Here is a 14035-nt window from a genome sequence, read left to right as displayed (position 1 = left end):
AAACGGATGTTCCCCTGCGCGAACACTGGAATCTTTTAAGGGGCATAGGATAGTGCCAGATGACCCATTGAATGATTCCAACGACCCATACTGTGACAAAACTGCGCTCTGAGCGCTAGAGGTTTTTTATCACTTTTGAAATGATGGATACACCTTTGGGGATCGCCGCACTGTCGATGGACGAATAAGCCAACCGATAATGATTGTGTGGGCCTTCGCGGCCTTCAAAGAAAGGAGCGCCAGGTTCGATGAGCACACCTTGGGATTTCAGTTCTGCGGCGAGGTGTTCGGTGTTGACGTGATCGGGGGCACGCATCCAAAACGATGACCCGCCAAAAGATGCGGAGCCAGCCACCGTAAGGTCGTGGTCTTCGAGCGCCTGTGCCATCACTTGGCGGCGTTCGAAATAGGCGTCTTTCATGCGGCGGATCAGGGCATCATAGTGCCCAAGGGCAAGGAAATTTGCGGTGGTGCGCTGCATGTGGCCCGGAGGATGGCGCAACACTGTGGAGCGCAGGGCGCGGGCCTGTCGGATGAGCGGTTCGGAGGCAACGAGGTAGCCAAGACGCAGACCCGGGAACAAAGATTTCGAAAAGCTGCCAACGTAAATCACGCGCCCTTCGGTATCGAGTGACTTGAGCGCGGGGGACGGAGCATTGAGGAACGACATTTCAAATTCATAGTCGTCTTCGACAATGATCATGTTGCTGTCCGTTGCCCGCTTTAACAACGCATGACGGCGGGACATGGGCATCGTTGCGGCGGTTGGGGCGTGGTGGCTGGGGGTGGTGAACACCACATCTGTATCTTCAGGCAAATCGGCGGGGTTCATGCCGTCTTTGTCCACGTCGATGGCCACAAGCGTGCAATCAGATTGGCGCAAAATACCGCGCAACCCCGGGTAGCCTGGATTTTCATAGGCTGCTTTGCGGTTTGGACCAAGCAGCAGCTGCGCCACCATCCAGAGAGCGTTTTGTGCCCCCACGGTCAACAGGATTTGATCGCGGTTCGCGTGAATGCCGCGCCGTGTCAGCGTATGGCGCGCGATAAAGTCGATCAGTTGGGGGTCGTCTTCTTCGGCGTAATCAGAGGTAAGGCTGTCAAATTCCTTTTTGCCGAGTGCCTGATGCGCGCAGAGCCGCCAGTTAGAATGGCTGAACAGTTTTGGATCCGCTTGGCCATAGATGAAAGGGTAGGGGTAGGACTGCCAGTTAAAGGTTTTCTCCACTTTGGCGGCGCCTGCATAGTTACGCAAAAGGGCGCTGTCCCAATCCACCTGATCGTGTTGGGGGGCGGTTTTGCCATCAAACGCAGAAGACGGTGCATCGTCGGCCACAAAAAAGCCAGAACGGGATCGCGTTGCAAGATATCCGTCTGCCACCAATTCCTGATAAGACAGCGTGACGGTAATGCGGCTGATGCCCAAGTGTTTTGCCAGTTTGCGAGATGAGGGCAATCGTTCCCCCGGCAAAAAGCGCCGCGATAGAATAGCCGAGGCCACGATCTGGCGAATTTGGCTTTGCAAGCTGCCCTCGAACGCGGGGTCGAGGAAAAAGAGGTCTTCGGAAAGGGCCATACGCCCATATAACTGGACTTAATCGGCAGGTAAAGTGGACTTAATTCCCGATACCGTCTACAGACTGAGGAATTGGGATCGCTCGCCGTCATGACTGAAAAACGGAACGGGGTGATCTGCGTCTGGGTTGGCCAGTCGGTTTTGCACCTCTGCCAGCACCACTTCGGTGATGAAGGGGAGGTCAAATTCACGAGATTTCGACAGAGGAATCCACTGGAGGTGGGATAATTCATCTTCGGCGCGAGAGAAATCATCCAAATCCCCTTGGATCAGATCCGCACGGCCCAAAAAGAATCGGGCATCGAACCGACGAGGGCGACCTGGTGGCGTGACAGCGCGAAAAATGAACTCCAGCCCAGACGGATCAGGCAGGTGGCCAGATTGGAAAAAGCTGCGCCAGTTTTCGGGCTGGGTGTTGGCCAATTCGGCGGCGCGATCTGATGGTGTGCCAATAGCGTGGCCTGTTTCTTCCCACATTTCGCGAATGGCTGCGGCCAGCAAGGGAAGCGCGATATCATCGTCAGATAGGTTGGTGAGGCGTGTCATGCAGGTTTTTGAAGCGCTGCCATTAAGCGTGACTTCGGCATCCGCGGCATCAAGCCCCCCGCCTGGAAAGACAAATTTATTGGGCATGAATACTGCGGCTTTGCCCCGTTGGCCCATCAAAACCTGCGGACCATCCTGCGCATCCCGCACCAGAATGACTGTAGCGGCGTTTTTTATCGGAACGTCTTTGGGCAAAGTATCGGACATGAGTGTGCCTGTAATTGTTTGGCCCATATAAATCGGGCAGCAGGCAAAAAGTCTAGCGGTTCTGGTTATTCGGCTGGGGATTGCGCTGCGTCACGGCCAAAGCCGTGCATGCGTTTGGCCCATTGCAGACCCACAAAGACGCCTTTGATCCGTGGCAATAGATACAATGCCAGTGCCACAAAAGCGATCATGAAGCTAACAGTCAGCACCAGAGTATCAGGGCGCCATGTTTCAAAAACATACATCATAATGGGCGCAAGGATATGGCCACAGACAAGAATAGTCACATAAGACGGGCCGTCATCGGCGCGGTGGTGATGCAATTCTTCGGAACACACTTCGCAAGTGTCGCGCACAGTCAAATAGCCCTTGAGCATCGGACCCGTACCGCAATTTGGGCATTTACGACGCCAGCCGCGCAGCATGGCTGGCTTTGCTTCGCGTTCGGCCAAGTTGTCGTTGGTGATGTGATCTGTTTGTTCCATGCAGACTATATAGGACAGCTTTGATCCGATTGAACTGGGACAACCTGTCTTGCGGCGGGATGTCGCAAAATTTTTTTTGCCAAAGCGGCGACGGAAGGGGCGGCGCGGCGCGTATCACTGCCACGAAGCACAAAAAATGCGCAACTTAGGAAAGTTAAACAGATGAAAACTTCAGTGAAACTGATCGCTTTGGGTGTTACCGCTGCGTTTGTTGGCACAGCGACGATGGCCCCTGTTTTGGCCAAAAGCAAAATGGAAACTCGGTTTGAAAAGGTCGATTCCAACGGTGATGGCTTTTTAGATGCGGCGGAAATTCAGGCATCACGGGATGCGAAATTCGCGGAAATCGACACAAATGATGATGGCGCGCTGGATGAAGCCGAAATGACCGCGCACCGTGAAAAGCGGGAAGCAAAGCGCAAAGATCGCGCTGAAAAACGCCGCGCCAAGATGATGGCCAAAGCAGATACCAATGGAGATGGCCTGCTGCAAAAGGAAGAAATGACTGGCAAGGTTGTTGAACGCATGATGGAACGTTTGGACAAAGATGGCGATGGGCGCATTTCCAAGGACGAAATGAAAGCGATGCGCGGCAAATTCCGTAAGCACGAAGAATAATTCGAAGCGCAACGCGTGGATGGACTGCGCGTTGCGTCCTTTTGCAAACAAAGGTAGTTCGGGTCAGCATGATGCCTTTCGATACCCAGAGCAACATAAGTGACGACGCCTTGATGGTGTTGTTCGCGAATGGGGATGGCGCGGCAGCAAACCAGCTGGCGTATCGTCACACTCCGCGTGTTTTGGCATTGGCGTTTCGGATGTTGAATGATCGGGCCGAGGCCGAAGATGTGGCACAAGAGGCGTTGATGCGGCTTTGGAAGATCGCTCCAGAATGGCGGCAGGGCGAAGCAAAGGTTTCAACCTGGCTGTACCGCGTTGCGAGCAATCTTTGTACAGATCGGTTGCGCAAACATGCGGGCAAACGGCGCACGGCGGATATCGACAGTGTGGCTGAGCCAATGGATGAAACCCCATCTGTCGAAACAAAAATGATCGGCCAAGATCGTGCGGCGGCCTTGCAGACGGCGTTGCAAACCCTGCCAGAACGACAACGGCAGGCGGTTTCTTTGCGGTTTTTACAAGAGCTGAGCAATCCAGAGGTAGCCGAAGTGATGGGCGTTTCCGTCGATGCAGTTGAGAGCCTGTTAGCGCGGGGCAAACGCGGCTTGGCGCAGGCGTTGGCGGTGCATAAAGTGGAATTGGGATTGGAATTTTAGATGTCAAAGAATGGTACACATCACAACGACGGGTTTGATGCGCTGTTTGGAGCGGCGAAATCGGCTGATCCCGTTCCAAGTGCGGACCTCATGGCACGAATTTTGGCGGATGCGCAGCATGTGCAAGACGCCGCTGTTCAGACTGTACCTGCTGTGGTGCCAAAACGGTCTCGCGCTGTTTGGGCGGAATTGTTTGGCGGCTGGGCTGGGATCACGACACTGGCGGCCTGTGCGTGTTTGGGAATGATTGTGGGGTTCACATCCCCTGATGCGGTGTTGAGTTATGTTCCTGGTGCGGATTTGGCGTCTTTGGATGATGGTTTCGATCTGTACCTTGAAAACGAATTATGAAGCGGATGAAACAAGTGGATAGATGCAATGACTGATCAACAAAACGCGAAAACTCCAAAGAAACCGCGCAATTGGTTGCGAGTGGCGTTTATCGCGTCTTTCGCGGTGAACCTGTTGATTGTTGCGGCTTTTGCTGGCGCGTTTTGGAAACACCAAGGACCCAAGGGGCGGCATTTGGACCGTGTTTCAATGGGGCTTGGCGCCTATATTCTAGCCCTGCCAGAGCCCGCGCAGACAGACGTTATGGCGTTGGTTGGGAAAGGGTCCAAGGATCGCAAGGCGTTTCGAAAATCCATGCGCAAGCACCGCGATATGTTAGAACAATCGTTGCAGGAAACCCCTTTTTCACCAGAGGCTGTACGCGCGGCAATGACTGCGTCGCAAGGGGCGGTGCTGAGCAAGACACAATCGTTGCATGAGGCGTATCTGGCTGCAGTTATTGCGATGAGCGATGCAGAACGCGCTGCCCATTTTGAACGGGCCAAAGAGATTCAGGCGGAGCGGCGCAAGTCGAAACACAAGCGGCGGGAATAACTGTACGCAGCCTGCTCACGCGGCCTTTTCGTTAAACGTGACGCAATCCCGCCCGCTGTTTTTGGCGCGATACAAAGCCACATCGGCGCTGTCGATGATGGCGGTGCACGTGTCCCAAGTTGTGCGTGTGGCGCCGACCCCGATGCTGGCAGATAGGGCGATGGGTTGTCCATCCGCAGCAGTGTAAGGGGTAGATGATATTTGGCGGCGTAACCGTTCGGCAATGCGGCGCACGCGATCCATGCTGGCCCCTTCAAGAACCACGAGGAATTCTTCGCCCCCGATCCGCGCCAAAAGATCCGCTGTTCGTAGGTTTTTACGCAACCTTTGCGCGGTTTCTTGCAGCACGAGGTCCCCTGTAAGATGGCCATAAGTGTCGTTGATCGTCTTGAACCGATCAAGATCAATGACCATTGCGGTCACGGCGCGACCTGTTGGTTTTGCCGCCAGCATAAGGCGGTTCAGATGCTGCAATGCGTAGCGACGATTATAAAGTCCAGTGAGCGGGTCGTGCAGTGCAGATTGTAAATGATGCGATACGGATTGTTCAGCGTTTTTGGCCATATCGCGGTGCCACAAAACGCGGCGAATACGGCTGGCCATTTCGGTTGCGCAACACGCTGTAGCGGCAAAATCATTGGCCCCAAATTCCAACGCGCGTTGCATCAGCTTCTGGTTCGCAATGTCTGTTGTGAACAGCACCGCCGCCGCATTTTGTGCCCCTGATCGGCGCAGTGCCATCATTTTCGCAAATGCGGCCCCTTGGCCAAGAGGGTCGGGATCAATGACGTATAAATCCGCCGTTCGCGTGTGGGGAAGGCGGCGTGATTTGGTGATGATTTGCAGGCTTGGGAAATCTTGCGAGAGGAGCGCTGCGACTTGGGCGATGAACGCATCATCAAAACTGGCGTGGGCCAGTGTCAGATCAATAAAATGTTGTTGAGTTGATGGGGGCGGGAACGACAGGTTTTGTTCGGCAAACCCCATGTCCGACATGGTGCGGTGTTGGGCCACCAGACCATCGATGTGTTCTTTGGAGCGGATCAACAGGTTGAGCCGTGCGGTCATGACCCATTTTGGCGCGGTGTAATGCACCACATCTTCTACCAGAAAATCATGAGAGTGATCCCACACCGAGGTATCAGACGCGTTCGCCAAGAACACAATGGGCACGTAATGGGTGACGGGATTGGATTTGATCCAATTGACCGCTTCAAAATTCGTAGCGCGATCCGCGTGATAGGACATCAGCACCACATCTGGACGGTTGTGGCGCAAGTTCGATTGAAGGTCCGTCAGATCGGTCGCAAGACAGACATCAAAGAAGTCGTGCGACAACTGCGCCTTGAGCATCAATCTGTTGGTTATGATTGGATCATAAACCAGTATTCGTCCTGGCATTGAGGGGTTCCTTTGCTGGGCTGCGCATTGTTGAGACAAGACGAACAGAAAGTGGCGTTGTGTCCTGACAGGAAACGCCAAAGGTGTTAATGAAACCTTTCCCGATTAAAGAAAAATTGAAACGGATTGTTCGTAATGACCCCAGACGCCGCCGAAGTTGTCGCCCTGCAAGCCCTTGCTTGGATCGTTGGAAATGATGACGTGCGCGATGTATTTTTAGGGGCCAGTGGGGCCAGCGTGGACGATCTGCGCACCCGCGCGGCGGATGTGGATTTCCAAGGGTCAGTGCTCGGCTTTTTGTTGATGGATGATCAATGGATCATGGGGTTTTGTGATGACCATGGGCTTGATTATCAAACACCATACATGGCGCAACAATCCCTGCCAGGGCAAGGAACACCGCATTGGACTTGAACACACTTTAAAGGTCTATTTCCAGAACCCCGTTTGCTTTTGCTGCCCGTGACTGACATAGGATTAAGGCGGTTTCGCGTTGCTTGTTGGACAAAACAAAGTCGCGGTGTTCAACCTCGCCCGAAATGATGCCGCATTTGCAGACGCCGCAAATGCCGTCTGAGCATTTCACGTCGATTTGCACGCCAGCCTCTTGCAGCACATCCGTTGGCGACTTGTCTGCGGGGATGTCAAAGCTGCGTCCCGATTTCGCCAGTTTCAAAGTAAAGGCGTGGTTTTCGTATTCGGGTTGTTCGGGGACCGAGAAGTATTCCATGTGGCGGTTGTCTTCTGGAAAGCCGTTTGCTGTAGCTGTGTCGAGAACGGACGCCATATAAGCATCTGGCCCGCAAGTATAAACATGTGCGCCGTCTTTGAATTGCAGGATGTGTGCCAGATCGGCGCGGGAACCTTGATCAGAATAATGCAGGGATACGCGGTTGGACCACGGTTGATTGCGTAGGATCGTATCAAAAGCGGCTTGATCGGCGCGGGACGCGGAATAATGCAGTTCGAAATCCGCACCAATGGCATGGAGCCGATGCGCCATGGCCACCATCGGTGTGATCCCAATTCCCCCGCCCATGAGGTATGATTTTGACGCGTTTTCGATCAGAGGGAAGTGATTGAGGGGTTTGGAAATAAACACCATGCGGCCCTGTTCAAACGAGCGGGCCATAAGTTTGGAGCCGCCGCGCCCCCCGTCTTCGCGCAGGACTGCGATTTGATATTTGGACGGGTCAGCGGGATCGTGTGACATGGAGTATTGGCGGAAAAACTCGGGTGCGACGACCACGTCAATATGCGCCCCCGCGGTGCTGGGGGGCAGGGGGGAACCATCTGGGTTAGAAAATTCGTAGAGCGTGACCAGATCAGACAGCTTTTCGACCTTTGACACCTGAACGCGCATGACGGGTTTATCGGCGGTGTCGTCAAAGGAATAGGTGTGTTCTGGCGGTTGTCCCGCGGCGCGGCGGCGTTTGTGCTCGGACGCTGGGATCATATCGTGATAGGCTTTAATCGCGGCTTCGCGATCCATCGGGAAGGGCCACGGATAGGGCGGGGGCAACAGGTTGGCGGGATAAACCGCCAATGTCTGGTCTTCGAATTTCAGATCGAGGTTGAGGGACAGATCACGGGCGGAAACAGGTTTTTGGGGCGTGGTGTAAGGGCCGTCATCGACCATTTCCAAATCCCACCACCATTTTTTCACAGGATTGATGGAGCCGTTGCCCGCCATATCATCAAGTTTTGCCAATGCCTTGGCCGCAAACGGCAGGTTTGAGGCGGCCCAGCGGAAAGGGGCTTCGGAAAACAGGCCTTCGAGGTTCCAAGGGCAGGTTTTCATACAGCGCCCGCACATTGCGCCCCCTGCGGTGGTGATGCGGTAGGTGGTGCATTTCTGGCTGTCGGATTTCCAGATTTCATAGCCGTTGAACATTAGCTTTGGGCCTGCGGTGATTGCGCCTGATGGGCATTCTCGGGCGCATTTGTTGCAGGATTCACAGAATTTTTGCAGGCCAAAGTCGATGGGTTTGTCATGCGTCATCGGCATATTGGTGGTGACGGTGCCCGATTTCAGGCGCGGACCTAGGAAGGGGTTGAGGATCACCTCGCCGATGCGTGACACTTCGCCAAGGCCCGACAAGAGCATGAGCGGCGGTTGCACGACTTCGGATCCCATAACGGTGTGGACGTTTGCGGTGTACCCCATGTTGCGGATTTGCTGGCCAAGGACGCCGCCCAGTAGGGAAAACCGCAGATAGGCGCGCATGGATTGGGCGCAGGCGATCCAGTCATCCCCTGATGCGCCTTCCATGGTTTCGTGGCCTTGGTCGATCACGATGGAAATTGCGTTGGAGTGGTAAGGCGTTAGTTCTGCGCCTGTGGCATCATGGGAATAATAACACCAGTCCGGGCAGGCAGAGAGCCCAACGGCATCACAACCCAAGAAGTAGGCGGTGGCCTTTAGGTTGGCGGCGTTGCGATCTGCGTCGGATACGGAGGGGTGGATTTCATCTGCTTTGCCGCCGTCTTGCAACAGGACGAACGCGCCAAGGGCGTGGCGGAATGCAAAGGCAGCTGCAGATTTCCGAGCATAGTTGCCATTTTTGGCGGCCTCTTGCGTGGATTTTCCAAGATCACCGAACAGGGAGCGGGCAAACATATCAGCGCGTTTGGGAACGCGAGCCACGTTGGGGGCGTCGATGTAGGTGGTTGGGTCATCGACTTTTTTCAGCTTTTCATAGGGGTGCGGGCCATCGGCGAAATCCCGTTTGGCAAAGGGATCGCGGGTGCGGGCGGATTTGGCGTGTTTGCCCGTGCCAAATTTATAAGAATAGAGCGGTGGTTGATCCGCGGCGAGCGGTTGGTCTGGGGTAATTTCGAGCGTTGTGGTGATGACAGACAGGCCAAATCGTGTGCCAAGGATAGGGTTGCTGGCCACACCGTCGAGGTTTTGCGCCAGGCCAGCGGCCACGGAACACCGCGCCAGATCAATATCGGTAGCAGATGCGGAATGGGCGCGTGCGTCATATCCCAAGGATCGGATGTAAGCGGCCAAAACACTGGTGGTTTCAGAGGCGCGCAGGGCGGCGCGGTGGGTTTGTGCGTCTTTTATCCAATCGCTGCCCTTTTCGTCGGGTTTTGGATCGCGGGGGTATTCGTACAAAAAGGCGATTGCGTTTGTGTGGTGGTCACAAGTGGTTGGTGGGGCGGCCATGGCTTCGCGCAGGCCAGCCATGATCATATCGATGCCAGAGGCGAGAGTTTTCACCTGTTTGGTGCGCAGCGTGTCCGAAAGGCGATCCACATCTGGATTGGAAAAGGGGGTTTTAAGCCACAGATCGGATGTGATGCGGGTGGTGCCGACCATGGACGCGTCACAGTAATATCCAAACGCCTTGAGGTGATTGGCCCGTTCTTGGGGGTCAGACGGGATGGTCGCCATTTCAGCCTTAACCGTGCCATCGCGGATCACATCCATCATGGCTTGATATTCGCCCATGGCGTTGATCACTGAAACGGGATCGTCGGCGGTAAATGTGACCTGTTGCTGGGGGGGCATGGACGACAGATCGGGCGCGGTTTCGGTGCGGCGCAATCGTTCCAGCGGATAGGGACCAAGGTGGGGCGGGCGATTTTTGTAGGAAAAGAGTTTGGTCATGGTCAGACCCCTGTGGCCGTGGTTTGCAGCGAAGATGTGAGCTTTGCAAGAAGCTGGGACAGCTGTTGTTGTTCGTTAGCGGTAAGTGCGCCATCAATGGCAGATCGCGTGGCCAGCGCCATGGGCATAGAGCGATCCAGCACATCCCGCCCCTGATCGGTAAGCGCGACAGTGGTTGTGCGTTTGTCCGTTTGTCCGTTTTTGCGATGCAACAGCCCCTTTTGATCCATCTGTTTTAACGTGCGCGAGGCCGCAGGACGGATAATGCCGATGTAATCTGCAATGGCAGAGGGGGCGGTGATGTTTTGCTCGCCCACGGCAACCAGAACGCACCACATTTGACGCGTAATCCCAAGACGCGCGAGTGCGGCTTCGAAATCGGCATTGTTTGTGCGTGCCGCGATGGTCAGTTGGTAGCCAAGGCCTGTACGAAGATCATAAGGTGTATCCATAGTTAACGTTGTTAATCAGTTTGAGCGCCGAGTCAAACTGAAATAACAGGTGAATGGACAGTGGATGCGGCCGCGGCTATGGGTTTTGAAACACATGAAAGGGTGCGACATGGCGCTGAAGGGTTTGGTTTTCGACAAAGATGGGACGCTGTTTCACTATGGTGGGACGTGGGCTGTTTGGTGCGATCAGGTGCTAGCGGATTTGTCAGGGGGGGACGCGGTAAAAGCGCAGGAATTGGCGGCGGCGGTGGGCTATGACCCTGTGTCTAAGGAATTTCTGGCAGGCAGTCTGGTGGTTGGCGCATCTGCGGGGGAAATCAATCAGGCTTGGGCGGATTTACTGCCTGACTGGAGCTTTGCCGATGTGGATGCGGTGGCGGTAAAACACTTGGACGCTTTGCCGTCTTTGCCTGTGTGCGATTTGCGCAGTTTGTTCCAAGGGCTCAAAAACCGTGGTATCAAACTGGGCATTGTCACCAACGATTACGAACAGGGAGCGCGCCAGCAATTGGATGCAGAAAATATCGCTGATCTGTTTGATTTTGTTGCGGGATTTGACAGTGGTCATGGGGCAAAACCTGATGCGGGGCCATTGTTGGCCTTTGGGCAGGCCGTGGATTTGCCCATGAGCGCCGTGGGCATGGTGGGAGACAGTACCCACGATTTGGGTGCGGGGCGTGCGGCAGCGGTGGGTAAAACCATCGGCGTGCTAACGGGGCCAGCATCGGCGGCAGATATCGAACATTTGGCGGATGTGATCCTGCCCGATATTTCAACCGTGGCGGAGCATTTATAGCCCTAAAGCGCGGCGCGGTCTTTGCGGTCTTCTGATGGTTTAATGCCAAATTCGGTTTGGTACAGCCGCGACAGGTGTGAGGGGCTGGGAAAGCCCGTCATCAGCGCGATTTCCAAAATGGACAGGTTTGTGTGCCACAGCAATTGGCGTACTTTTTCAAGCCTGAGCGTGCGGTAATACCGCGCTGGGCTAGAGGCCAGATGTTTGGCAAACAATCGTTCCAGTGAGCGCACGGTTTTATTGGCGGATTGAGCGATTTCTGGGATGGAGAGCGGCGTTTCCATGTTTGCAATCATCGTGTGGATTGCTGTTTGCACCGGTTTTGGCAGGGTTTCATATTGGTTTAGCGAATATGGTCTCTGGCCCACAGAAGCGCTGCGAATACGATCAATCTGGTATTGGTTGCCCACAGCATTTGCGATGCCAGCGCCGTGGCGTTCTGCAATAATGTGCAGTGCAATATCCATCGATGACAACCCACCAGACCCTGTCCAGCGGTCGCGGTCCATTACGTAAAGATTGGGAGAGACTTCGAGTTCGGGAAATTCTTCACTAAAAGCGGGTTGGTTTTCCCAATGCAGCGTAAAATCGTACCCATCCAGAAATCCTGCACGCGCCAGCATGAAACTCCCGATACACAAGGCACCGAACACGTCTGAGTGACGAGAAAAACGGTGCAGTGTTGCATTCAAGGCTGATCGGTTTGGCGGGTCCGACTGCATCCCCGCGCACGTGAAAAAGTAATCAAAGTGCTGTGCGGATTTGCTGGACAATGTGGTGAGAATGGAAATGCCGTCGGATGCCGTGATCGGCTCGTCATCCGTTGATAAAAAATCCCAACTGAAGGCGTCATACCCGAGTTCGCGATTGGCAGAGCGAAATGGACCCGTCATGGAGGTGATGCACAGAGACGAAAATCCATCAATCAGCAAAAATCCGATCCGAATCGGTGTTTGTTGATCGGCTTTATTCCGCGTGGATGCTGGAGTGGTTTTCATGGACGCACATCATTTGAAAGTTCCTGCCATTTAAGATGAAGTTTCAGGTGTATCCTTTCTGGAATCGTCACCCTTTGTCGCAAATGGCACACTGAAAGCGACAAGGCGCTGCAACACTGCCCGAAAGATCGTGGAATTCAGGGAGCAAGATCAATGGCAAGACGAACACGCGGCGGTGGACGCGCGGGCAATACGCGGCGCACATCAAGTGCTGCAATTGATCAAATGCCGTGGCGTTCGATCAAAAATCTGGACCGTCCCACAGAGCCGTTGGATGAAGAAGGCGTTTTAGCAATTCATCGTGGGGCCATGCACATCCTGTCCAAAATCGGCATTAAGATGATGAACCCCGAAGCGGTTGCAATCCTAAAGGCCGCTGGGTGCAAAACCGACGAGGAAACCGTTTTCTTTGACGAAGATCTTGTGATGGAGATGGTGGCCAAGGCCCCAGCCGAACATACGATCATCCCGCGAAACCCAGAAAAATCCGTCCATATTGGCGGCAACAGTCTGGCGTTTGTGAACGTGTCTTCGCCGCCCAATTATTGGGATATGGAAACGGGTAAGAAATCGGGTGATTTCGAAAGCTTCAAAAACATGATGAAGCTGACGAGTTATTTCAACTGTATCCATTTGGCGGGTGGATACCCTGTGGAACCAACGGATGTTCATGCGTCCGTGCGCCATTTGGATTGTTTGCAAGAAAAGTTGATCCTGACGGATAAAGTCGTCCATGCCTATTCGCTTGGTAAGGAACGCGTTGAAGACGTTATGGAGATGGTGCGGATCGCGGGGGGGCTGACCCACGATGAATTTGATGCGAACCCGCGTATGTACACCAATATCAATTCCGTTTCGCCTTTGGTGCATGACTTCCCAATGCTCGACGGGGCGATGCGATTGGCGCGCCGCGGCCAACCCGTTGTGGTGACGCCGTTCACGTTGGCGGGAGCCATGGCTCCTGTGACCATGTCGGGTGCAGTTTCGTTGAGCATTGCCGAAGGCTTAGCGGCGATTGTGTTGTTGCAATTGGTGAACCCAGGATGTCCTGTGGCCATTGGGACGTTCACATCGAATGTGGATATGAAGTCGGGCGCTCCTGCGTTTGGGACACCTGAGTACATTCGGGCCACGCAAATGACAGGGCAAATGGGGCGGTTTTATAAGCTGCCAATCCGATCCAGCGGGGTTTGTACTGCAAATGTGCCCGATGGGCAGGCCATGTGGGAAACTTCAAACAGTCTATGGGCTTCGGTGCAGTCTGGTACAAATATTGTGTATCACGCGGCGGGGTGGCTTGAGGGAGGGCTGATTGCGAGCCCTGAAAAGTTTATCATGGATTGTGAAGTGTTGCAGATGATCCAACGGTATATGGAGCCTGTGATTACGGAAACGCGCGAGGAAGATATTGCGCTGGACACCATCGCAGAAGTAGGCCCGCAGGGACATTATTTCGGGGTGCAACACACGCAAGATCGGTATGAAACTGCGTTTTACAGCCCGATTGCCAGCGATTGGCGCAATTATGAAGCTTGGGAAGCGGATGGCGCAACTTGGACTGTGGAGCGCGCCCACAAAATTTACAAAGACATTCTGAATGAATTTACTCCGCCCCCCATGGATGAGGGGATTCGCGAAGAGTTGAGCGAATTCGTCGAGCGGCGCAAAGCCGAGGGAGGCGCGCCAACAGACTTCTAAGGCCGATCAAGTTTTAGATATTTTGTCGTTCGAAAACGGCGTCGTGTTCACGATTATTAATAAGGTGTGTCGTATGTCTTAACCCACTCTGAGGA

14 protein-coding genes are annotated in these 14035 nt (G+C 54.3%); 7 read left to right on the top strand and 7 right to left on the bottom strand.

The window, feature by feature from the left end; genetic code table 11:
- Positions 1 to 115 precede the first annotated feature (115 nt).
- The 3 genes from QBD29_RS12835 to QBD29_RS12825 form a co-directional block, all read right to left on the bottom strand.
- Complete coding sequence (locus QBD29_RS12835) at positions 116 to 1576, bottom strand: PLP-dependent aminotransferase family protein (RefSeq protein ID WP_280098488.1); 1461 nt, start codon at positions 1574 to 1576, stop codon at positions 116 to 118.
- Positions 1577 to 1633: 57 nt separating this feature from the next.
- Complete coding sequence (locus QBD29_RS12830; protein WP_280098487.1) at positions 1634 to 2329, bottom strand: NUDIX hydrolase; 696 nt, start codon at positions 2327 to 2329, stop codon at positions 1634 to 1636.
- A 65-nt stretch (positions 2330 to 2394) separates the two neighbouring features.
- A complete protein-coding gene (locus QBD29_RS12825; RefSeq protein WP_280098486.1) occupies positions 2395 to 2814 on the bottom strand; it encodes a DUF983 domain-containing protein in 420 nt (139 codons plus the stop codon).
- Between the two features lie 162 nt (positions 2815 to 2976).
- On the opposite strand from QBD29_RS12825, the gene QBD29_RS12820 reads away from it, so the two are divergent.
- The 4 genes from QBD29_RS12820 (at position 2977) to QBD29_RS12805 (ending at position 4976) form a co-directional block, all read left to right on the top strand.
- Entirely contained in the window at positions 2977 to 3432 is a 456-nt protein-coding gene (locus tag QBD29_RS12820; RefSeq protein WP_280098485.1) for an EF-hand domain-containing protein, read from the top strand.
- 71 nt (positions 3433 to 3503) lie between these two features.
- Positions 3504 to 4091 (top strand): RNA polymerase sigma factor, encoded by a 588-nt coding sequence (locus QBD29_RS12815; RefSeq protein WP_280100967.1) that lies wholly within the window; start codon positions 3504 to 3506, stop codon positions 4089 to 4091.
- Complete coding sequence (locus QBD29_RS12810; RefSeq protein WP_280098484.1) at positions 4092 to 4442, top strand: hypothetical protein; 351 nt, start codon at positions 4092 to 4094, stop codon at positions 4440 to 4442.
- 27 nt (positions 4443 to 4469) lie between these two features.
- Complete coding sequence (locus QBD29_RS12805; protein WP_280098483.1) at positions 4470 to 4976, top strand: periplasmic heavy metal sensor; 507 nt, start codon at positions 4470 to 4472, stop codon at positions 4974 to 4976.
- A 15-nt stretch (positions 4977 to 4991) separates the two neighbouring features.
- Here the strand turns inward: QBD29_RS12805 and QBD29_RS12800 are convergent, their stop codons facing one another.
- Entirely contained in the window at positions 4992 to 6377 is a 1386-nt protein-coding gene (locus QBD29_RS12800) for a diguanylate cyclase (protein ID WP_280098482.1), read from the bottom strand.
- A 135-nt stretch (positions 6378 to 6512) separates the two neighbouring features.
- On the opposite strand from QBD29_RS12800, the gene QBD29_RS12795 reads away from it, so the two are divergent.
- Positions 6513 to 6791 (top strand): DUF3572 domain-containing protein, encoded by a 279-nt coding sequence (locus QBD29_RS12795; protein WP_280098481.1) that lies wholly within the window; start codon positions 6513 to 6515, stop codon positions 6789 to 6791.
- A gap of 7 nt (positions 6792 to 6798) precedes the next feature.
- Here the strand turns inward: QBD29_RS12795 and QBD29_RS12790 are convergent, their stop codons facing one another.
- Positions 6799 to 9996, bottom strand: coding sequence for a reductive dehalogenase (locus QBD29_RS12790; RefSeq protein WP_280098480.1), 3198 nt, complete (start codon positions 9994 to 9996; stop codon positions 6799 to 6801).
- A 2-nt stretch (positions 9997 to 9998) separates the two neighbouring features.
- Positions 9999 to 10448: a MarR family transcriptional regulator gene (locus tag QBD29_RS12785; protein ID WP_280098479.1), complete on the bottom strand. Its 450-nt coding sequence runs from the start codon at positions 10446 to 10448 to the stop codon at positions 9999 to 10001.
- A 109-nt stretch (positions 10449 to 10557) separates the two neighbouring features.
- On the opposite strand from QBD29_RS12785, the gene QBD29_RS12780 reads away from it, so the two are divergent.
- Positions 10558 to 11244, top strand: a complete 687-nt coding sequence (locus QBD29_RS12780) for an HAD family hydrolase (protein ID WP_280098478.1) — start codon at positions 10558 to 10560, stop codon at positions 11242 to 11244.
- A gap of 2 nt (positions 11245 to 11246) precedes the next feature.
- On the opposite strand, the gene QBD29_RS12775 is transcribed toward QBD29_RS12780, so the two are convergent.
- Complete coding sequence (locus tag QBD29_RS12775) at positions 11247 to 12242, bottom strand: GlxA family transcriptional regulator (protein WP_280098477.1); 996 nt, start codon at positions 12240 to 12242, stop codon at positions 11247 to 11249.
- A 153-nt stretch (positions 12243 to 12395) separates the two neighbouring features.
- Here QBD29_RS12775 and QBD29_RS12770 point away from each other — a divergent pair, with 153 nt between their 5' ends.
- Positions 12396 to 13940, top strand: a complete 1545-nt coding sequence (locus QBD29_RS12770; protein WP_280098476.1) for a trimethylamine methyltransferase family protein — start codon at positions 12396 to 12398, stop codon at positions 13938 to 13940.
- Positions 13941 to 14035 lie beyond the last annotated feature (95 nt).

Source organism: Amylibacter sp. IMCC11727, from assembly GCF_029854195.1.
Classification (GTDB): domain Bacteria; phylum Pseudomonadota; class Alphaproteobacteria; order Rhodobacterales; family Rhodobacteraceae; genus Amylibacter.
The sequence above is the reverse complement of the archived record's forward strand: the minus strand, read 5'-3'. Positions and strand labels throughout refer to the sequence as shown.